This is a genomic window from Alkalihalobacillus alcalophilus ATCC 27647 = CGMCC 1.3604 (genome assembly GCF_000292245.2).
In the GTDB taxonomy this organism is placed as follows: domain Bacteria; phylum Bacillota; class Bacilli; order Bacillales; family Bacillaceae_D; genus Alkalihalobacillus; species Alkalihalobacillus alcalophilus.
The window spans coordinates 1-22,784 of record NZ_ALPT02000066.1 but is presented as its reverse complement, the minus strand read 5'-3'; the positions used below and the strand labels follow the sequence as shown (position 1 = coordinate 22,784).

Here is a 22,784-nt window from a genome sequence, read left to right as displayed (position 1 = left end):
CCTAGGTATTAATTATCATAATACATCCTAACAAAATAAATTTAAAATTTTTTATGATTTCACCTTTAAACTTACCCTAAATTAAAATAAATAGGACATAAGTGCGCTGATCCCCAGTGCGGTATTGCTTTACTGCACCGAGTGTGCCCGTTTGCTCTTTTGGCACACTAAATGAAAATGTAAAAACACTTAAATAAAATTACATATAGAAAAGGAGGGAATAATAATTTTCTCCCCCCACTAGGTATTGGTTATTATTTTATCTGTAAAATTTGTGCCCCGGGTATGTCAATTTTTAAAAAGGATTATATGATTCTGTCACTTTGTGAGACTAATCCATTCAGGTATTAAGAAAAACTTCTTCAAGTGGTGCACGAGAACGGTTCACTGCTTCTTTTTATTTTAAAAGAACGAAGTAAAATGGCAATCTCCCTGTACTTTACAATCCATATTAATATTAATATTAATTCGGAAGGTTTCCGCTTGTTAAAGACTATTCAAATCGCTCATTTCTTCTTCTTTCCTCGTTTAACTCATTCTCACGCGTTTGTCTGATTGAACCATCTAATTCTACTTGTTGTTTGATAGCCCAATTAACCACAGATCTATCCTGATGTTCTTTTAACTCATAAATTAAAGGCAAACGCCGTTCCATTACTGCAGCTAAAGATCCGCTCCAGGATCTTGGTAAAAAAGAATACTTAAAAGTATCTAATATTTCAATAGGTTCATTAAAGTTCTCAAGAATTTCTAGTGCTAAAGGTGTCCATTGTAACTTATTACTCTCTTTACATTTATAATAAGGCATAATTACTCTGGCTAATAATAAATATCTTGTTTCAGGACTAGATTCGCACCACTCAATAATAACTTCCCTATTAATCTTAGAAATTGGATTTGCCCTGGTTCGTAAATCATCAAGAAATAGCGTATCTACTTCTCTATTATCTTCATTACTTTCTAGAAATGTCTCAAGAAAAGCTTGCGGTTGGGTAGAAGCCAATGCTTCTAATACTCTACTATAATTCCAAGGGTAAATATCATAACTCATAAAACCCTTTAATAACTTATCACCTAGGATTTTTGCATTCTCTATAGAAGAATTAGTAACATAACTAGCTTTAATAATCTCTGATAGTTCATAATCACTTCTGTCGTTTCTGGAAGTCTTTCTTTGAAATTCATACATAGAAAGCAATTCTTGACCTAATCCAATTATTGTTTTATTATGTTGCTCATTCTTTTTTTGTCCATGAAGTCTCATATGAAGTATTTTAATTGCTACTTCTAAACCATTAGATTGGGAAGAAATTAATTTTATCATTTTATAAAAGTCGCCATCATTAATAGTTTCGTGCACTCTTCCATATGCTAAATTACTATATTGCCAAATTGGTGAGGAACCACTTTCAAGAGATTCAATTAACCTTTTCACACCACTTTCATCAATTTCAATACTTGTTTGTAACAAAGGAAATACTTCTGCTGTAATTTTTTTCGTCAAAGCATCATCTAAAATTCTGTTACAAAGATTGGGGTTATTCTTTGATAGTGCACTTAAAAAACCACGAATTACCTGATAGTTTATAGTTGTTCTTTCTAGAGTAGTTAATTGGCTTATAAATTCCTCCCAGATCAAGTCAGAGCTCAATAATCCCTCTGCCAATCCTTGCCCAAAATTAAACATTACCCAATTTTTACAGCATATTATATCAGGCAATAATTCCTTTAAGATCTCTTGATTGGATCCAACTTCGATACCTAAAGATTTTGCATTTTCCTCAATTTTAATATCTTCATCATCACTATTTTTTTCATCAAAAGTATCGACTAAAGCAAAAGAATCTTCAGATAAAACATAAAGTCTTACATGTTCAATTAAACTTGTTGGTTTTAGAATTTTATCTAATTCATCTAAGCGAGATTCAATACTTGAATCCAAAGTTTCTTGGTTCCGTTTCTTAACAGATTTAACAGCTACCCATGCTTCACCCCAAAAACCTTTTTCAGATATTTTATTTGCACAAAGTTCAAGTTCATCATACAAACGTGTTTTAAGCCATAAACTACCAAATTTCCTCCCGAGAATTACTTTTACTTTATTTGAAACTGGACTTTGATTCATAATAAGTTTTAAAGAATATTTGATAAAAACCTTATACCAATGCTGTATTTCCTTCATAGTAGTAGGTTGAAGTCCATAATCTCTAGAATGAGCTCCAAACTCAAAATAATGATCGGATATAAAACTATCAGTTTTAAGTGCAACTTCTAACAATAAAAGACCTAGTTCCCTCTCGTTGTGAATATTTGATACCACTAATTTGTCAATTATAATTAGTCTTTGTTCGGGAGTAGCTTTTGTACCAGATAAATATAACTGGAATAGTGTCTTCAACATTTTTCTAATTGAATTATAATTTTCGTCTGGCCTTTCTGACAGTGCAAATAAGCAAAGTAAATTTGAAGACCGCTCAAAGTAATCTTGTTCATAAGCAATAGAGCAAAGAAGCCTAGTAAATTCATTGTAATTAGGGTTATCACGAGAAAAAAAGGTATTTGCTTCTTCTAAAAGTAAAACCTTTTCAATAGAAGCAAGAACTAATTCTTGATTTACAGGAGCAATGTTTTTGAGAAGACTAATACCAAACTCATTTAAATTACTAACACTACCTAAAAGTCCTCCTTCATTCAGCCATCTATTTGAAATTTCTTTTGCTTCTTCTGAATCGTGTAGAAAACTTAACCTTCTTGAGAAAGATTTTAATAATCTTTCATTTTCTCCATTTTCAAACGTGTTACAGATAATATTGATAGGTATATTTTCAAGAGCCCTTTGCGCAAGCTTATTTGCTATTGCATGAGGCAGAACTGCTCTCCATATGCTTCTCTTTTGCACAAGATCACGACGTATCAGTTCACTCACATTTTCATATATTGGCTGTGTTGACATTCCAACTACTGACCCTAATATAATTAGCTCATTACTATCTGTTTCATTTATTGAACTATCAAATGAGTAAACCAATGAACAAACTTCAGCAGCCTGTAATAAACGGAAATTGGGTTCATTTCTTTGTTCAAACAATCTATTAAAAAGAACATTATCTCTTAACCCTGCAAGGTTCTCTCCTCTTTTAACTGTATTGGCTAAAGCTATCGCAATACGTGCATTTCCTCCTGAGAATTCTGCTATAGTCCTAGCATTTACTTCACTTAAATGAGAAAAGCGTAACTTCAAAATATGACTAATTAACTCTTTAGATGCTGGCTCTAAGCGAAAAACTTCAGTTTCTTCAGGTTGGTCCTCCCGAACATCATATTCAACAGTAACTATGCTTAATAAACTATTAGGTTCTCCCCCTACTGCTACTAATCGATTATGTAAGTCTGGTGGGCAATTATCGACAATAACAGTAGCATGACTATTTAAATTTACTAAACGCTGAGCAAGAGTACATGGATCAGGATTAGGACCATCACTTATATCTGTATAGAAAACAGTAGAAGGATTTAATGGGCTACTACCAATTCTATTATCAAATAAGGCTTGTACTAATCTAGTTTTTCCAACACCTGAGAGGCCCACTAAACGAATATTCGACTTTGGCCTTTCTAATATTGATCTTAGTTTATTTAGCCCTTCTAAAGCAGACAACCCGTCGAAGTGGGAATTACCACTACTATATAGACGTATTTGTTCATCTAGGATGTATTCTTCTTTAAGACCCCCGGGAGAACGAGCCCAATTACCAAAAGTCCTCCACCCCCGGATTGGCCTTCCGATTTTTTCCCTTACCCAGATACTTAGAGCTGGAAAGCTTCGCACCCATCCAGCTATTCGTTCACGATCGTAAAAATCGACTTTAAAATTAGACGTATGTGAAAAGTTTTCAACCACTTCCTGCATTGTATCTTTTCTATCTTTTAGAGCAGAGTCAGCAGTTGACCCTTGACTACTTACAATAATATATGCACCATTTAAAGCTATTAAATCCTTAATAGCTTGTTTGGGCTCACCATTTACCATCATCTCTTTAAAAATAGCACTACGAGGCATATCTGGCTTTTTAACCTGATAACCTGTATTAGACCGAGGAATAAACCCGTCACTATAAACTGAGGACATTAATTCAACTCGTACATCAATCCCTCCGTCTTTCGCGTTTTGGTGACCACCCCATGTAACACCTGCTGTTGGTAATTTCATAGAACGAAGGTCCGCCTCACAAAGAAGTCCGATAAGCGACCTTAAATCACTGTCACTCAATTCACTAATATCTTTACCCTCAATTTCAAACATTTATATTTGTCCCCCTTTTCTAAATGTGTATATTCTATTCTCTTATACTTTATTATCTTTTATTTAGAGCCCTCTTACATTTATTCTACTAAACTACATAATTTCTTCCAACAAGTAACAAATTTATAGTACGCATCTGCTACTTACCTGATAAAACGTAATCATACGTAAAAGACACTTTAGACAAAACTGTCATTTTATACGTGGAGACGTTTTATTTTTTTCTAAGAGTATAGCACTCCAAATTGGTCCGGCTCCCTCTCTATAAATAAAATGTGTCCTCCGACAGAAAGGAATCTATCAAAATTTCTTTTCGGAGGTAATTAAATATGCGTGAGAATACTGAACACATTTCTACTGAAACTGATAACACAGAAAGCATTGAAATCATTTCCACAATAATTTACAAAGCAATTTTCACAAAATAACTTCAGACCATCATGAAGAGAGTGTATAAAAATGATAAAAGAGATAAAAACAGTGGGCTTGTACATCAGAGTCTCAACAAGCAAACAAGCAGAGTTAGGTTTCTCCTTGGAAGGCCAAAAGGATGAAGGTATTCAAGCAGCAGCCCACAAACTATATGGAGACGACGCCATTGTAAGATTTTATGTAGATGAAGGAATAAGTGCCAAATCAACAAACTGTAGACATGAATTAAATCGTATGATGCAAGATGTCAAAAAGAGTTACTTGGATGCTATCATAACCTATAAAGTATCCCGATTGAGTAGAAACCTCTCTGATTCCCTATCACTTGTCGATGAGATACACAATTCAGGTGTCAAATTTATATCCATAAAAGAAGGGCAATATGGTACGCCCCATGGCAATTTACAGTTCAATATTTTGTCATCTGTTGCTCAATATCAAAGAGAAGAACTTGCTGAAAACGTTAAGATGGGAATGACCCAGAGGGCTAAAGAAGGAAAATTTAACGGTGGAAGAGTTCTTGGATATCGTAGTAAAAATAAAGAGCTAATAATCATTCCTGAAGAAGCAGCGATAATTAAAATGATCTATAGCAAATACGTTAATGAAAACTGGGGCACGAAGAAAATTGCCAATCACCTCAACAAAATTGGGAAACGATCAAAAAACAACAAAGAATTTGCTCAATCAACCGTGAATATAATACTGAAAAATCCTGTATACAAGGGATATATTCGTTTTAATCAAGTAGTACATTGGGAGAAAAAGAGAAGGAAAGGTACAAACCCAGATTACATTAACGTCAAAGGGATTCACAAACCAATTATTGATGAAGAGACTTGGGATAAGGCTAACTCAATGATAAAGAAACGGTCAACAGGTACACCAAGACAGTACACTCGAAACTTTCCATTAACATCGATTGCAAAGTGCCCAGAATGTGGTTCATATATGACCAGTATGTATAGTTCGAAGCGTAAAGATGGCACTAAATTGCGTTACTATGTTTGTGGCCGATATCATAACGGCGGTAAAGCCGTCTGTAATCCCAACACTGTAAATGCCGATAAACTGGAAAAATCAGTTTATAAGAGGCTCACAAAAGCACTACAATCCAATTCTATAATTAGCGCTATAACACAAAACATACACGAGAAAATTGCTAGGGAGTACACAACAAACGACAATAGTAATGAAACTAAGATAATCGAAAAGCGCATAGCAGAACTCGAAACTCAAAAGAAAATGATCCAAGACGATGCAATGACGGGTTCTGGATTTTATACACCTCAAGAAGCTAAAGAAAGAATTACTGAACTCCGTGTAGAGATTATTGACTTAAAGGATTCATTGGCTAAGCTACAAAGTGATAAAGAAGTTAAGGATACCATGGTAAAAGAGGTCAACACTGACTTTATACGTACCCAACTTCAAGAATTCTTAGATCTAAAAGAGCGATTAGATATAATGGAATTCAGACAGTTACTTGTAGCATCTATCAAAAAAATTGATGTAAGCAATAATAAATTAAAAGATATTCAATTTTCTTTTATTGCTCACACCCCTGAAAGTAGTAGGAGTCCAGGTGACTCCTCACTACATAATATGGTTACTAACAACTCCCCCCTCATACTTAGGGGATTATATTTTAAAGAAAACCGCTACCTATTTATGATACGGTTCCCCCTGCTCTATCTAAATGAGGTCTTTGATAAATTAATAATATCTGAAGCAAATATCATATGGTTTGACCAGAGACATAACTAAAATTTAGAATGTATAAGTATTTTGGAGGCATACATAAAAGAAAGGTTTACTAACAACAATGCAATAACTTCTCTCATATTATTTATACGATATTCAAATCTTACTTAAACTAAATAAGTCAAAGAAAAATTCATTTGAGCGTCCAGAAATTTATTAATTTAATACTCGGAGTAATATAAGTTTTATAATGATTCATGCAATAAGTATTAATAGGCAAAGTATTAACTCTACTTAATTAAAATTAAATTTCGTCAATGCTATTTATACCTTGCAACAGGACTTTTTTCATAATATTAAATCTAATCATTCTATTTTTTAATTTATTTATTCCTTCAGATACCGCAAGTTTATACGTATTTAGTATAATCTTTGTTGAATCGTCATTATCTACATTGTCATTTCTATAATCTAAATACATTTTCACAAATTCAGTGAAATTTAATACCATTTCATCTGATATTTCAATTTTATTTGACTCCAAATAATCTATAACTGTAAACATAGTATATAGCTGTGATTTCTTTTGTATAAAGCCTATAGTTGTATCATTAATAAACTTATTAAGAGAATCTATCCAAAATAATATTCTCATTTTATCAATATCTCTCTCTTCATAAATATCTTTATAATCATCATAAGCATTATTAAGAGGTCTTTGAGTTGTTTGGTTTATAATACCATCTCGTGCAAGTAATATTAATGATGCACAAAATTCAATATCTTTCATTCTTTTAATATCGCCTGCATTAAATAAATTGTGATTAGACCAAAATTCATTTTCTGAAAGTTCAATAGCCAATTCAGCGAATAAACCGTTAGAAGTACTATGCCTTTTCTCTTGTGCTCTTAAATTATAGTCAGTTAAATTCAATCTATAAAATATACTTTTTATAGTTTCAACATTATCTACTTCTGAAAGTTGAACAACAGGTATATTGTACGACCAAATATTAACCCTTTCTTTTTCAGTTAATTCATCAAACCGTTTATTTGCATAATTTCCAGTAATATCAGGCTGAGTAAGGCTTGATTTAAGCAGTGAAAATTTACCTTCAATAAAGTCTACTATTGCATTTACCCTTTGCTGACCATCAACAATATGAGTAATTGTTTGCCCTGTTGTCGGATCGATTTCTGCATCCCACAAATATAAGGAAGGTACAATATACCCAATTAAAATTGTTTCTATTAATCTTATCTTATCCGTTTCGTTCCAAACCTTTCTTCGTTGATATGACTCATCCACAACAAGGACTCCATTTGTAAATTTATCATATACATCTTTCACTTTTAAAATATGAAAGTTTTTCAAAATCATTTGCTTCCCTCCTTTATTATTACTTTTTTTAGCTTATTAATCCCCTTAATGTGATATTCTTCTAAGTCTTCCCAAGATCTATAAATTCTAAAATTTATCGGATGTTGAAATTTTGCTCTTGCTTTTAACTCTTTCTTTGTTGCTCGTATTCTATCATTCCATTTTTTTCTAATTGAAGGTATATCTTCCAAAGTATTTTTAGATATATAACCATTAAATATCCCTGATGATATTTCATTATAGTAACGGGAATATCTTACACTAACTTCTTTTCTTGCTAGATTCCAATACTCAAAAAAATATTTATCAGATATTATTGCTATATCAATATCTGATTCTATTTCTTCATTACTATCAAATTTTCTTAATGCTTTTTGTGGTGAAAAACTATAACCAGTTTTTCCACTTCCAACAATTAGAATATTTTTCATACTTACGGAAAGATTATTTGAAACTATTTCATTCATTAAATCAAGATTAATCATAAATGCATTATGGTCTAGATTTAGATGACATGTAAAATACCAAACATCAGTATTTAATAAATATTTTTTTACAATACCTGTATCATCCATATTTATCAGATCATATTTTATCTCTTCTTCAGATATCATCTTATCACCTCTAGCTATACAAGTATTGCTTTAAAAAATAACTTAAATTACTTGCCAACAAACTTGACATTTTAACTGGTACACCGTTTCCTATAGCCTTAAATTTAACTGTCAAAGATATATCTTCATTTATTACAAAGTTATCAGGTACGGTTTGTAATCTAAGTGCCTCTCGAACTGATAATCTCCTCTCAAGTGTGGGATGAAGATGCACTTCATTATTCCCATACGCAATAGTAGGACTATATCTCCATCTGTGTAATCTTTTAAAGCTTTTTCTTTTATCATCCCCTTCTTCTATAAAACTAAATTTGGAAGACCTAGGATTGAAAAACTCATTGGAATTCGGAATATTTTTCAATTCATTATCCAACAAGTATGTTCCTACCATTAATTCCTGGGGAATAGAGCTGGGCTTTTCAATATCAATACCAAATTCGTTTGTGGTTGGCCAAACATACTTATATTTTGCATTTACATATCTCTCATAACAAGGCCAGTAAAACCAGCCACGTTCACCAGAAAACTCTACCTTAAAAACTTTTTTATAAATTGTCTTTGTTACTCCCAATATAAATATTCTTTCTCTATCTTGAGGTACCCCCAAATCAAGCGCATTTAAAACTTTAAAATCTACAGCATATCCACTGTCCTCTAATAAGCCTATCATTCTGTCAAAAAATTCCTTATGCTTCTTAGTCTTCACAAGTCCTTTTACATTTTCAATAACAAAAAAATTAGGTCTAGTATTACAAATTAAATTTACAAATGTTTCCGTTAATTTACCATTTTCACCTTGATGTCCTTTATTTTTTCCACCTACAGAGAAATCTGGACATGGTGGTCCACCAATAACTCCCCAAAATTGATTTTGATTTTTAATATTGACCATCTCTGTAATATCACTAGAAGAAATATCTTCAATGGATTCATTACAAGTAATTGAAACTTCTTTATCTAAACATGAGCTCATTCCGGAATTATAAACTCTTGATATGTCCTTTGAAATTTCATTTGTAAAAGTAATGTCAAAACCAGAAAAGGAAAATCCCAAATCTAAAAAATCCTGCACCTGAAAAAAAAGAATATATCGGAATACTTTTCATAACACTACTCCAGTCCATTTATAATCTATATATATGAGTTATTAATTAAGTAAATTTTTATATCTATTTTACATGATAAATACCTTACAATTTATATAAAGGTATCAATAACTTCTTATTGATTATAAACCACTACATATTTTTATCTTTTATACCCTTCAAACTTTATATTTTATATTAAATTACTACAATTGTCGAAATCATTGATTAGAATAACGTATACTATTTAGAGTAATAAATTATAATATATCTTTATATCCACCTCTACTTTTCTTCAACAAATTGAACATAATTAGAATTATATTGAAACTGCTATTGCTTTTAATTGGTGAATTCAAGCTTCCCCATTACAGTCAAGCTCCTCTTTTTAGTTATCATAATTTTCATATGCTTCTATTTATTTAAAAGTTTAAAAATGATAATTAATCAAGTATAAAGAAACATTCAACAGTCTTAATAAATAATTTAAACATAAAAACCTTCCTATTTGTTGGTTTAGTTGCCCAGGAAGATTTTGTTATATCCATTTAATAATGATAAATATACAGATAAGTATACATCTAATAAAAACCCCATTTACTTATGATACGGTTCACCCTTAATAATCCGAAACGCCCGATACACCTGCTCCACTAACACAAGCTTCATTAACTGGTGTGGGAACGTCATCTTTGAAAAAGATAATTTCTCATTAGCCCGTTGCGTTACTTCATTTGATAGACCAAGGGAACCACCGATTATAAAAGTAACTTTGCTTTTACCGTATGTTGCGAGATTGTTGAGGTTTTGGGCGAGTTGTTCTGAGGTAAGTTGTTTGCCTTCGATTGCTAAGGCAATGACGTGGCTGTCTGCGGGGATTTTGTTAAGGATGCGTTCGCCTTCTTTTTGTTTCACTTGTTCTTCTTCTGCTGCACTTAAGTTTTCAGGTGCCTTTTCGTCTGGAACTTCAACTAAATAAATTTGGCCGTAAGCTCCAAGTCTTTTTGTATATTCTTCAATTCCTAGTTTTAAGTATTTTTCTTTTAATTTTCCGACTGAGATAATCGTGATATTCACAGCGTGTATAACTCCTTTTTTATTTTTATCCACAGAAGTTATCCACATATCAACAGGTTATTTTATTGTTGATTTGATACGCTATATTTCGCCTCGTTTTGACAAAACTCGCATACTGTGGATAAATCTTGATCTTTTGTTAGTATCTCTATATTAGGTGCCACTTCTTTTTCGTCAATAATCATTTCCATTGCAAGCTCTACATGCTCTTGACAAGCCATTAATTTCATTTTATCCGTCCCTTCTTTTATCCGTTTTTTATTATAGCATATTCTAATTTTAGATGTGGATACTTCCAAGATATTCTTATCCACAGGTACTTCTTCCATACACGATTCGCTCTTTTTCGACCTATCCAACTAATTTTTTAATCATCGAATTAAAAGTCCAACACTCAGCACCCTAACATCTTCTCATCATCAAAAAAGCTCATCGATAAACCTCCTTAACGAGACTTGTCGACAAGCTAAAAGATACATCCTTTTTGGAAATTAACTTAAAAACTTTCTTGTTCTTGTAATGTTAACGTAGCTGTTTCCTTCTGACCATCTCGATAGTACACAACTTCAACCTCTTGCCCAACCTCGGCTTCGGTATATAAAAACTTGCGTAAATCATGGGTATCGTTCACCTCTACGCCACCGATTTCAACGATTACATCATATTCTTGCATATTGGCACCTGCTGCAGGTGAACTTGGTGAAACACTTGTGACGACAACTCCTCCACGTACGTCTGTTGGAAGGTTTAAAGTTTCTTGCCAATGGAAGCTTTGAATTTGATTTAAGGAAATAATCCCTACACCAAGCTGTGGACGCCTTACTTCTGAGAATCGCTCTAAATCATCAATAATGGGTAAGGCGATGGCCGTTGGAATGGCAAAACCAATGCCTTCTACCGCACTTTGGGCAATTTTCATCGAATTGATTCCAATGACTTGGCCTTCTATGTTTAATAAAGCTCCACCACTATTTCCTGGATTAATCGCAGCATCCGTTTGAATAACCTCTGCATGCCAATCAACTTGCCCATCACCATTTGTATCGACTGGAATGCTTCGTTCTGTTCCGCTAATAATTCCTTGGGTTACTGAGCTGGCAAATTCAAGACCTAGCGGGTTTCCAATCGCAATAGCTGGTTCGCCGACACGAAGGGTATTGGAATCGCCAAATTCCGCGACTGTATCCACTTCACTGCCATCAATACGAATGACTGCTAAGTCTGTTAACACATCTTCGCCGATCAGTTCTGCCTCTACTCGTGTGCCGTCTGAAAGGCTCACTTCAATCGTATTAGCTCCTTCGATCACATGTTGATTTGTCACGATAAAGGCATGTTCATCTGTGATTTTATACACGACGCCTGATCCTGTGCCTTCTCCTGACATCCCTAAAAAGCCAGCTTGTTGAATATTAACGACACCAACAACGGCTTCTGAAACATTTTCAACGATTTCCGTTATGTCCGTATTGACCGAATAGGAGACAGATTGGAGATCACTAGTATCATTGATTCTATTTTCCTCAACATCTAGACTCGTTTCTTCATTTGGATGAATCTCATATGGTAGCCACCCTAAGTTTGCTAGTATTGGAACCGAAAATAAAACGACAACCGCTCCGATAACCGCTCCTAAAAAAGCCGACAAAGCCGTACTACGTCGATTTCCACTTCTTGTAGTTCGTGTTTGTCTCACATGTTCGTCATAGTATCCCATAATAACAGCCTCCTAATAGGAACATTGATTCAATACTGATTCGTTATCTACTATTTTGACTAACTCACCATCAGAATGTCCAATAAAATGCTTTGAAAATCCTTACTTATTATTGCCGATTTCACTCACTTTTAAACGATCAAACGACAGTCAAAGCAGTTGGTTCCACTGGGTCAGTATCATATAAATCAAACTGATCATTGACTGCATGATCTTGTTCTTTTAAAACTTGCTCAACGGTCAAACGAGCTAAATCTTTCATATTATTATCTAAGCTTAAATGGGCTAAATAAATTCTTGAAGTGGCATCTGTAATTACATCACTTAAAGCCATTGCCGCATCTTCATTTGAAACATGACCGACATCACTTAAAATACGTCGTTTAATACTCCATGGGTACCTACCCATTTGTAACATATTAATATCATGATTCGACTCAAAGACAAACATATTAGACCCGCAAATCGTTCCTTTAATTCTTTCACTTACATAGCCCATATCGGTTGCTAATGTTAATTTCCTCCCTTGATGATGGAAAACATAAAACATCGGCTCAGCCGCATCGTGTGAAACACCAAATGACTCGACCTCGAGATCGGCAAAGCTTTTCACTTCTCCAACTTCAAAATGAAACTTTTGCTCGTTTGTAATAACCCCAAGATGCCCTTCCATAGCGTTCCATGTTTTCGTATTCGCATAAATCGGCAAATGATGCTTCCTCGCAAAAATCCCGACTCCTTTTATATGGTCACTATGTTCATGAGTTACGAGAATCCCATCAAGCTCTTTTGGGTTCCGATTAATCTTTTGAAAAAGCTCTTCCAACTTTTTTCCGCTCAAACCCGCATCCACTAATAAACGTTGATTTTCTGTTTCTACATACATTGCATTCCCCGTACTACCGCTTGCTAACACACTAAAACGTAATGTCATTCCTGTTCACTCCAGTATCTCTCAACTCATCCACTAAAATAGCTATTCTTCCTCAACATTATTGACCGTTAAATGTTGGACATCTCCTTCAATCGCATGAACTAAATAACTCTCTTCCCCTACTTCAATTAACCACATCGGTGCATACATTAAATCATCATTTTCTAATGAGAAACGATTATAATACCCATACTCAATTTTATTAATCGTATCACCAATATTTAAAAGCTGACTATTTAATAATACTTCAACCGCTTTTAAACTTGATAAAATTTCACTTTCACTACCGTGTTGTTCAAACTCAATAAAACGTTGACTATAGCCGATTATTTCCCAGTCATCATTTAACTTTATCGTTAATGGTTCATAGTCATCAGAGTAGGCAGTATGCTGATTAAAAGTTTGATAAAAATAAATGTACATACGCTCTTGATTACGACCACCATATTGATAATGAGCACCACCATTCACATAATTTAATAAAAACTGATTCAAATCTTGAGAAAATTGTTCTCGTGATAATGGGTAAGGCTCATTTAAAATCGAGGTTAGCACTTTACCGTCCTCACTCACCTCGGAAATTTGATCACTTAAATATTCAAGTTGCTGCTCACTAAATCGTTGATTACGACCAATAATATGATAGTCTTTGCTCGCTACCTCAGGCAAATCGCCTTCAATTGTAATATTATTTGTCTTAAGCCGCTCTTGTAATGTCACTTCGGGAATAGCGCTTATTTGATAATGTTCATTTTTTTGAATTAATTGAAACGTTAAAAAAACATTAAGGAAGAGAAATGTAATAATAAAAATCGTTTTTGTTCTACTCCAATTCATCTCGATTCTCCCCCGTTGTATCTGCTCTTTCTCCGTCACTGTCGCCTAGCTTTTTCCAACTTCCCTCATACTTAATAAACCAATGTGGTTCGATAGTGACATAAGAGATCGAGCTACTTTCCATTTCATAACCAATAAGCATCTTTTCTACTTTATCAAGTTCAAAAAACTCTTGTTCCAGCAATCCCTCTAACATCTCAGGGCCTGATGGAAGTTGCACTGTATTCGTTTCAAAAGACAAACTTTCAATACTAAATAACGGGCGAATATATCTTGACGTCTGTCCACCAACACGTGATACTTGTATATTCATTAAATTATCTTGTCCCTCATACATAATTACAGGGAGATTTTCTAGCTGTAAGCGGTATTTCGCCTTCGCTTCTGTTTCCGTCAATAATGACCAATCAGATAAATAATAAGAATTGGTCCAGCCATTATGACCATTAATATAATCAAAGCTTGAATCGACGATATGACGAGACGTTACATCTTCTGATATGACTGGATAACGGAAATCAAAATCCATAAAATCTTCGTTACTCGAAGTTGTTAGAATCCGGCTACCATCTGTATAGAAGCGTTCCCCATTGGCTTGTCTACTTTCACTAATGGAGCTAGGAACAGGAAACAAAAGCTGGTGAAAAAAGTCAATGTCAATCGAAGGAGCCGTATAGGATAGCTTTTTCCCTACGTATGGCTCACTCGGAACATATAACTGTTCTTTGAATTGTTCATCCATCAGCTCTCTCACACCAACAGCTGGGATAAAATCCTCGACTTGATTAAACACATTTTGGGAGAACATATGATAATCCAAATTCGAACGGAGGACGACCATATCTTGATCAATCTCCGAAAAAAGCTGCATGAACATATTGGCTCCGTTTGGATTTTGATAAATATAGATACGATTAACAGCCGTCAGTGGAACCATTATTTCATCTTCTTCGTTAATAAACAATCTCATCAAAACATTTGTCGGAATCGCCGTTGGAAAAATAACTTCTAACCCTTGCTCCCCTTGTTCACTTGGAAAAGGATCCCCTATTGGTGTCATTTCCACCTCTATATTTGAACGGAATATCCGTTGATAAGTATCACGGTATGACTCACTGTCTGCCGGGATCATATAATAATCGTCCCCATCATGAACAACAAGTGCTTCCGCCGCAATTACATCTTGTATTGATAACGAGCGACCACCAACTAAAGTATCTGGAGTAGTCAAATTATCTCGATCTGGACTATCAAAGTCAGGCTGAAAGGTCCATAATTCCCATGTTAGAACAAGGCTTAAGGCAACAAGACCAATTAATATCCAGTTTTTCACTTGTTCGTATCTCACCAATTACCCTCCTTATTTTTCGTAAAAGGTAAAGTAAAGAATATCGTGGTACCTTGTCCATACATGCTTTCCACCCAAATCTCTCCATGATGTGCATGAACGAGCTCCTTAGCAATCGCAAGACCTAAACCTGTTCCCCCAATACTTCTTGCTCTAGCCTTATCGACTCGATAAAAACGATCGAATATTTTTTGCTGGCTTTCTCGCGGAATCCCCATTCCTTCATCAGAAATACTCACACGGATATTTTGACCATAATGCTCAAGGGTAATCGTTACATTTCCACCTTCTGGAGAATACTTCATCGCATTGGAAATAATATTATCTAGCACTTGTGTTAATTTATCTCGATCCATTTTGACATACGTCAGTTGCGGAGAAATTTTACGAATAAAATGGATGTTTTTATTTGCTGCAATCATATCAAAACGATCGATCACTTCATGTAAATATAAAACAAAATCAACCGTACTTAAGTTTAATTGATAATCACGGCTATCAATTTTGGACAGCTGTAATAAATCGTTGACGAGACGAATCATTCGTTCAGTCTCATTTTGAGTAACTCCTAAAAAACGCGGACCTAAATCCGGATCACTAATCGCCCCATCTTCTAATGCTTCCAAATAGCTTTTCATCGTCGTCAATGGCGTTCTTAACTCATGAGAGACATTTGCGACAAATTCACGTCTGTCTTGTTCAATTTGCTCTTGCTCTGTCACATCATGCAAAACTGTAATCACACCATTAATTGGCCCTTCATTTTCTTGAATCACCGAAAAATTAGCTTGCAACATATAATCGTTTTCTTCATCACTAAAATCAAGAATCAGTGATTCATCATGATCAAATAAATCATCAACGACATAGTCCTCCGCAAGCTGCAGCACTTCTGTAATCGGTTTACGAATGACCTCATAAGTGGCTTTTCCTAAAAGCTCCTCCGCTCGATTATTCATCAAAATAACTAACCCTTTAGCATCTGAGGCGATCACTCCATCGGTCATGTGAGCTAAGACAGAGCTTAATTTCTTTTGTTCTCGATCCCTTGTTGCTGTCGCATCTTGTAACTTTGAAGTCAAATCATTAAAAGAGGTTGCCAGTTGCCCGATTTCATCTGTTCCATAGACTCGAACCTTCCGGGAAAAGTCACCATGGCCCATACGCATCGCCTGTTTTCTCATATCTATAATCGGTCCAGTAATCGTCTGAGACACTAAAATGATTAAAATAACCGTAATCCCTAACGCTAAAATGGTACCGGTTAAGAGGATGCCATTAATTTGTTCCATTTGTAAATAAATTTCTTCCATCGAAGCTTGAATATGAATCGCTCCAACAATGACCCCATCGGCTGTTATAATCGGAACCCCCATTGAACGAACAATGCTACCTGTCTGCTCATCGACAAAGTTTCTTTGATCAGGAGTTCCAACTAATGCTCGTTTTATAAGAACATCATTTGATTGTTGACCAACGATATTACGTCTTGATAAATCTGATGTACCAACAACTACTTGATTGGCATTGACAACAAGTACCTCAGACTTATCAACATTAAAAAAGTCACGTAAAATGGAAGTCACTTCTGATTCGACCGTAGTTGGCTCACTATCAATCATAATTTGAGCCAAATTATACGCTAGAAATTCCGCACGCTCCGCTAACATTTGATGATGATTTTCACTTAATTGCTGCTCTAATTGTTTCGTAAAATAAACACCAATAACTTGCATCGCAATTAAAATTAATAGCACATAGATAATGATTAGCTTGAATTGAATCGATTTAAAAAAGCCAACCTTATTTTTCATTAAGCTTGCTCCAGTGGGTCAGGAGAAGCCAAATAATACCCTACTCCTCGACGGGTAATAATCCATGTTGGGAAGCTAGGATTATCCTCTACCTTTTCACGCAAACGACGTACCGTAACATCAACTGTTCGAACATCACCAAAATAGTCATATCCCCATACTGCTTGTAGCAAATGCTCACGCGTCATAACTTGTCCGAGATGTTTCGCTAAATAATGAATCAGTTCAAATTCACGGTGTGTCAATTCAATCGTATCGCCACGCTTTTTCACTTGATAAGCATCTGGATAAATCGTTAAATCACCAATGACAAGCTCCTTCTGTGCGGTCGTTTCATCGGCACTTACTTTATGGCGGCGTAAATTTGCCTTAACTCTTGCTAATAGCTCTCTTGTACTAAAAGGCTTTGTCACATAATCGTCTGCTCCGAGCTCTAAGCCTAGCACTTTATCTATTTCGGAATCCTTTGCAGTTAACATAATAATTGGCACATCTGACTTTTTACGAACTTCACGACAGACTTCCATACCATCTTTATGTGGCAACATAATATCTAATAAAATTAAATCCGGATCAAATTTATCTACTTGTGCTAAGGCCTCTATCCCATCATAAGCACAAATAACCTCAAATCCTTCTTTTTCTAAGTTAAACTTTAATATATCGGCAATTGGACGTTCATCATCTACAACTAAAATTCGTTTATCCATCTCACAACGCTCCTGTTCTACACTTAATACGTGCTATCTCTAGTTTATCATAAGTCATGGTTTTCCTTTAATAGTTCACATTTCTTACTTGTACCACTTCTTGATGCTCCGTTCAAATCCCTTTTTAAATAAAATGCATCTGAAAAAACCGTCCCTACTTTATTCAATAGAGACGGCTTTCTTTCTTATGGTAAATAATCGATTGGATTTAATAAACTCCCACCACGGGTTACTTCAAAATGGAGGTGAATGCCTGTAGAATCTCCAGTCGAGCCCATGATCCCAATTTGTTGGCCTCTTGTAACACTCTGACCAGCTTGAACACTTGTTGAATTTAAATGAGCATATAAAGTCTCTAATCCATTATCGTGACGAATCCGAATATAGTTTCCATATCCCCCACCGCTAGTGACCGCTGTAACCGTTCCACTTTCTGCAGCGTAAATGCTATATGAGTTTGGTCGGGCGATATCAATTCCTTTATGGTATCTCCCCCAACGTTTCCCTTGATGACTTGAAATATAACCACCATCTGCCGGCCATGCTAGTTCTGACCTTTCCTTTGTTCCTTTTATTACAATTTCACTAACTGGCTCTTCGATGACTTGTTTATTCAATACTTCCCGTTCAACCATTTCCCCATTTAGTCTTACCGTTTTATATTCAACATGTTGTAAGCCAGGGGTTCCTTTTCTCTCGACTTTTTCTTCCCCTTTAAAAAGGCTACTATCTTCTTTAACCTCAATATCAAAATCAAGCTCTTCTTCTACTTTACTATGCTCGACAACTTCAATTTCTAAATAAGGCTCTAATGTCTTTATTTGGAGCTTATCTCCTGCTCTAATAACACTCTCTTTATCTAAGTCTTCATTGAGTTCAAGCAATTCTTTTATCGATACATTCATTTCAGAAGCAATCGTCCCAAGAACATCGCCTTCTTTTACCTCATAATAAAATTGATTCTCTTTGCCTTGTTCTATTTCTTCCATTGCTTCTTCCACCGTTTTCACTTTTTCCGGTGAGATGAGAACTTGCTTACTTTCAACATCTGTTGTAAAAGAAACCGAGTTAATGAGCTTTTCATCCAATTCTAACTCAAGCTCTGTATCATTCTTTTCACTCGTATGAACCGGTTCACGTTCGTCACTTTCTGAAGAAGACGACGTACTCACTGTCTCTTCTTCATTCGTCTTCAATAAATTCTCTTCTTGTAAAGAATGCACATACACTTCAAAAGCTTCCTCTTCCACTTGTTCCAAAACAATTTGCTTTTTTAACTGTGAGACTGCCGCTTGTTCAGCCAAATAAACAACTTCATCTTCCTCTATCACAAGAGCTGTCGCTACAGCCTTTATCGTTAGTAATTCAGCTAGCTTTTCTTTCGTTTGTTCCGTATTCGCATTTTTGATAAAAACGAACTCAGGAATAACACCAATCGTCTCTTTAAAATCAAAGGTTAACCCGGAATGTCGCTCTTGCTCTTCTTCTAATAGTTTCTCTAAAAAGACTAAATAATCATCTTCATCCTCAACCGTGCCAATAAACTCTTCTTCCAGATAAATATGATAAACCTTTTCCATCACCAAATCTGAACTAGCCAACACATTTGAGACACCTGAAATTGATAAGAGCAATACCATCGCTAATATCCAATGTTTATAAAGAGGTTGTTTTAATCGTAAATCAACCGCTTGCTGTTTTTTTACTTTATTCCACACTAACATAATCCTTTTTAAACCCTCGCACCAATTGCTTCTATACACACAATCAGTTCTTTCTTCTAATCTAATAATCTAGCTTTTATATCCTAATTGTTTGAAATTTTCTTATATAAACCAAATAGGCCTTCCCCATTCTAGCATAATTCTAATTAAGGTGAGTCAATATTACTAAATGAAATTGATTTGTAATCTTTTTGGCAAAAAATTCATGATAAAAGTCTGCCTTTTTTATTCACATAAGCTAATTTAATCCAAGGAGAATAACTCTACTTTCTCTCTACTTCTTATGTATCTTGCAACCGTCCATTCTCAATAAAACAAAAAAACGTCTCTCCCCTATAATTAGGGTAAGAAACGATTGTCACTTCATATAGTAGCGTTTTACACTTTTACTGTAAAACGTATAAAAGGCAGATAGGAATTTTCCCATCTGCCTTTTATACAACTAATAACCATTCGAAAAAAATTCTACTATTATTTATCCAAACAAAAAAGCATGCCATTGCATACTGAACAAAAAGTAAAATCTATATAAAATGCCGACCAGAGGACTTGAACCCCCAACCTACTGATTACAAGTCAGTTGCTCTACCAATTGAGCTAGATCGGCATAAAAAAAATGGTGGCTTGGGACGGAATCGAACCGCCGACACATGGATTTTCAGTCCATTGCTCTACCGACTGAGCTACCAAGCCAACTTGTAAATAACCGAAATATAAAAACTCATGGCGGTCCGGACGGGACTCGAACCCGCGACCTCCTGCGTGACAGGCAGGCATTCTAACCAACTGAACTACCGGACCGTATTAAAGATAAAATAAAAATTGGTGACCCGTACGGGATTCGAACCCGTGTTACCGCCGTGAAAGGGCGGTGTCTTAACCGCTTGACCAACGGGCCAATACACTTAAAAATTAAGAGTAATGGTGAGCCATGAAGGACTTGAACCTTCGACCCTCTGATTAAAAGTCAGATGCTCTACCGACTGAGCTAATGGCTCATATTAGCTTGCTTGTCTTACTCGCCTTAGCGACAAGATTTATAATACCATAGACAAAACACTAGTGCAAGTATTTTTATAAAATATTTTTATTTTTTTTATAGAAACACAAAATTTCTAAAACAACCTTTATTAGCATATCGAAAACATAGCGAAAATACAAGTCTTTCCTTGCATTTTCGCCGTTTTCGTTTTCTTAACTACTTCAATTAAGCAAAAACTCCACGAACAAGATTTGTTTGGTTACGATCTGGTCCGACAGAGAAAATCGTTAATGGAATTCCTGTTAATTGAGAAACACGCTCAACATAATGACGAGCATTTTCCGGAAGTTCATGTAAAGATTTTACTCCTGTAATATCTTCTGTCCAACCAGGTAGCTCTTCATAAACAGGTTCACATTCGGCAAGAACTTTAAGGCTTGCTGGGAATTCTTCAATAACTTCCCCACGATATTTATAAGCGGTACAAATCTTTAATGTTTCAATCCCTGTTAAAACATCGATTGAGTTTAATGATAGATCCGTCAATCCACTCACACGACGGGCATGGCGAACGACAACTGAATCAAACCAACCAACACGACGTGGACGGCCTGTCGTCGTACCATATTCTTTCCCAACTTCACGAATTTGGTCACCAATTTCATCTACTAACTCCGTTGGGAATGGTCCATCACCAACACGAGTTGTATAAGCTTTTGACACCCCAACCACATGATTAATTTTTGAAGGACCGACACCTGAACCAATTGTAACTCCACCAGCAATTGGGTTAGATGACGTAACAAATGGGTATGTACCTTGATCAATATCAAGCATAACCCCTTGTGCACCTTCAAAAAGAACACGACGGCCATCGTCAAGAGCATCACTTAAGACTACAGACGTATCGCAAACAAGCTCAGCAATTTGTTGTCCATATCCATAGTACTCTTCTAAGATTTCTTCTTTTGTAAAACCTGTCGTCTCATAATATTTTTCAAAAAGACGATTTTTCTCTTCTAAGTTTCGCTCAAGCTTCTCTTCAAATACTTCTTTATCTAAAAGATCCGCAATACGAATTCCGATACGAGCCGCTTTATCCATATAAGCTGGGCCGATCCCTTTTTTCGTTGTTCCGATTTTGTTATCGCCTTTACGCTCCTCTTCCACAATGTCTTGTTTTAAGTGGTAAGGTAAAATAACATGGGCACGATTTGAAATTCTCAAATTGCTTGTATCAACATTACGTTCATGTAAATAAGTTAATTCTTCGACAAGTGCTTTCGGATCAATCACCATTCCGTTTCCAATAACACATACTTTATCTTTATAAAAAATCCCTGATGGAATGAGATGAAGTTTATACTTTACTCCATCAAATACAATCGTATGTCCTGCATTATTTCCACCTTGATAGCGAGCGACAACCTCTGCTTTTTCTGAAAGATAGTCTGTAATCTTTCCTTTTCCTTCATCGCCCCATTGTGTTCCAACTACAACAACTGATGCCATCTGTTGCACCTCCGCCTCGGACGTACGAGCCGAGTATTTTTATTCAAAAACCATTGATTAGTATAACAATTTAAGGGTGAGACGTCAACAAAACACGAACATTATTGTGAAATTATTTTTAGTTTGTTCGTGAAAACACTCAAATAATTCGAATAAATCAATGCTTTTGTATGTTTATTTGCACATCCTATTATTTGCTTCACGCTGCGATTATATGTATAACCCATTTCAGTACTCATTAGCTTTTATTCGTACCTTAATTTGGCCTGCTTGGCTTTTTCATTACCTATTACACTTTTTTTGCACCTTAATTTGGCCTGCTTGGCTTTTTCATTACCTATTACACTTTTTTCGCTCCCTAATTCCCCCAACTCACCATTTTCATTACTTATTACCAATTTTTCGCACCCTAATTTGGCCTGCTCTCCTTTTTCATTACTTATTATCTTTTTTTCGCACCCTAATTTGGCCGGCTTGGCTTTTTCATTACTTATTACCTTTTATTCGCTCCCTAATTTGGCCGGCTCGCTTTTTCATTACCTATTACACTTTTTTCGCTCCCTAATTCCCCCAACTCACCTTTTTCATTACTTATTACCAATTTTTCGCA

Annotated in this window: 16 protein-coding genes and 5 tRNA genes; 1 reads left to right on the top strand and 20 read right to left on the bottom strand. The window is 35.2% G+C overall.

Annotated features, from left to right (window positions below; genetic code table 11):
• Positions 1 to 493 precede the first annotated feature (493 nt).
• Positions 494 to 4,303 carry a hypothetical protein gene (locus BALCAV_RS15740; RefSeq protein WP_003321779.1) on the bottom strand — a complete coding sequence of 1,270 codons (3,810 nt, stop codon included), beginning with the start codon at positions 4,301 to 4,303 and terminating at the stop codon, positions 494 to 496.
• A 459-nt stretch (positions 4,304 to 4,762) separates the two neighbouring features.
• Here BALCAV_RS15740 and BALCAV_RS15735 point away from each other — a divergent pair, with 459 nt between their 5' ends.
• Positions 4,763 to 6,502 (top strand): recombinase family protein, encoded by a 1,740-nt coding sequence (locus BALCAV_RS15735; protein WP_003321778.1) that lies wholly within the window; start codon positions 4,763 to 4,765, stop codon positions 6,500 to 6,502.
• Positions 6,503 to 6,743: 241 nt separating this feature from the next.
• Here BALCAV_RS15735 and BALCAV_RS15730 read toward each other — a convergent pair whose 3' ends face one another.
• The 19 genes from BALCAV_RS15730 to BALCAV_RS22400 form a co-directional block, all read right to left on the bottom strand.
• Positions 6,744 to 7,820 carry a DUF262 domain-containing protein gene (locus tag BALCAV_RS15730; RefSeq protein ID WP_003321777.1) on the bottom strand — a complete coding sequence of 359 codons (1,077 nt, stop codon included), beginning with the start codon at positions 7,818 to 7,820 and terminating at the stop codon, positions 6,744 to 6,746.
• Positions 7,817 to 8,434: a hypothetical protein gene (locus BALCAV_RS15725; RefSeq protein WP_003321775.1), complete on the bottom strand. Its 618-nt coding sequence runs from the start codon at positions 8,432 to 8,434 to the stop codon at positions 7,817 to 7,819. The genes BALCAV_RS15730 and BALCAV_RS15725 overlap by 4 nt, the downstream gene beginning before the upstream one ends.
• Positions 8,435 to 8,444: 10 nt before the next feature.
• On the bottom strand, positions 8,445 to 9,488 hold the full coding sequence (locus tag BALCAV_RS15720; RefSeq protein ID WP_235213128.1) for a DNA cytosine methyltransferase: 1,044 nt from the start codon (positions 9,486 to 9,488) through the stop codon (positions 8,445 to 8,447).
• Positions 9,489 to 10,116: 628 nt separating this feature from the next.
• On the bottom strand, positions 10,117 to 10,596 hold the full coding sequence (gene rlmH, locus BALCAV_RS15715; protein WP_003321772.1) for a 23S rRNA (pseudouridine(1915)-N(3))-methyltransferase RlmH: 480 nt from the start codon (positions 10,594 to 10,596) through the stop codon (positions 10,117 to 10,119).
• Between the two features lie 62 nt (positions 10,597 to 10,658).
• Positions 10,659 to 10,826 (bottom strand): CxxH/CxxC protein, encoded by a 168-nt coding sequence (locus BALCAV_RS21765; protein WP_081939312.1) that lies wholly within the window; start codon positions 10,824 to 10,826, stop codon positions 10,659 to 10,661.
• Between the two features lie 266 nt (positions 10,827 to 11,092).
• Complete coding sequence (locus BALCAV_RS15705) at positions 11,093 to 12,313, bottom strand: S1C family serine protease (RefSeq protein WP_003321770.1); 1,221 nt, start codon at positions 12,311 to 12,313, stop codon at positions 11,093 to 11,095.
• A gap of 139 nt (positions 12,314 to 12,452) precedes the next feature.
• Positions 12,453 to 13,247, bottom strand: a complete 795-nt coding sequence (locus BALCAV_RS15700) for an MBL fold metallo-hydrolase (protein ID WP_003321769.1) — start codon at positions 13,245 to 13,247, stop codon at positions 12,453 to 12,455.
• A gap of 42 nt (positions 13,248 to 13,289) precedes the next feature.
• Positions 13,290 to 14,084, bottom strand: a complete 795-nt coding sequence (locus BALCAV_RS15695; RefSeq protein ID WP_003321768.1) for a two-component system regulatory protein YycI — start codon at positions 14,082 to 14,084, stop codon at positions 13,290 to 13,292.
• A complete protein-coding gene (locus tag BALCAV_RS15690; RefSeq protein ID WP_003321766.1) occupies positions 14,071 to 15,432 on the bottom strand; it encodes a YycH family regulatory protein in 1,362 nt (453 codons plus the stop codon). The genes BALCAV_RS15695 and BALCAV_RS15690 overlap by 14 nt, the downstream gene beginning before the upstream one ends.
• Positions 15,429 to 17,246 (bottom strand): cell wall metabolism sensor histidine kinase WalK, encoded by a 1,818-nt coding sequence (gene walK, locus BALCAV_RS15685; protein WP_003321764.1) that lies wholly within the window; start codon positions 17,244 to 17,246, stop codon positions 15,429 to 15,431. Before walK ends, BALCAV_RS15690 begins: the two co-directional genes overlap by 4 nt.
• Positions 17,246 to 17,956: a response regulator YycF gene (gene yycF / locus BALCAV_RS15680; RefSeq protein ID WP_003321763.1), complete on the bottom strand. Its 711-nt coding sequence runs from the start codon at positions 17,954 to 17,956 to the stop codon at positions 17,246 to 17,248. The genes walK and yycF overlap by 1 nt, the downstream gene beginning before the upstream one ends.
• Positions 17,957 to 18,141: 185 nt before the next feature.
• Positions 18,142 to 19,680 (bottom strand): peptidoglycan DD-metalloendopeptidase family protein, encoded by a 1,539-nt coding sequence (locus BALCAV_RS21285; RefSeq protein WP_003321762.1) that lies wholly within the window; start codon positions 19,678 to 19,680, stop codon positions 18,142 to 18,144.
• A 534-nt stretch (positions 19,681 to 20,214) separates the two neighbouring features.
• Positions 20,215 to 20,287: transfer RNA gene (locus BALCAV_RS15670), tRNA-Thr, on the bottom strand.
• Positions 20,288 to 20,297: 10 nt separating this feature from the next.
• A tRNA-Phe gene (locus BALCAV_RS15665) sits at positions 20,298 to 20,373 on the bottom strand.
• A 31-nt stretch (positions 20,374 to 20,404) separates the two neighbouring features.
• Positions 20,405 to 20,481: transfer RNA gene (locus BALCAV_RS15660), tRNA-Asp, on the bottom strand.
• A gap of 22 nt (positions 20,482 to 20,503) precedes the next feature.
• A tRNA-Glu gene (locus BALCAV_RS15655) sits at positions 20,504 to 20,578 on the bottom strand.
• A gap of 24 nt (positions 20,579 to 20,602) precedes the next feature.
• Positions 20,603 to 20,678, bottom strand: a tRNA-Lys gene (locus tag BALCAV_RS15650).
• A gap of 209 nt (positions 20,679 to 20,887) precedes the next feature.
• Entirely contained in the window at positions 20,888 to 22,174 is a 1,287-nt protein-coding gene (locus BALCAV_RS15645; RefSeq protein ID WP_003320536.1) for an adenylosuccinate synthase, read from the bottom strand.
• A 245-nt stretch (positions 22,175 to 22,419) separates the two neighbouring features.
• Entirely contained in the window at positions 22,420 to 22,572 is a 153-nt protein-coding gene (locus tag BALCAV_RS22400) for a hypothetical protein (RefSeq protein ID WP_160173429.1), read from the bottom strand.
• Between the last annotated feature and the right edge of the window lie 212 nt (positions 22,573 to 22,784).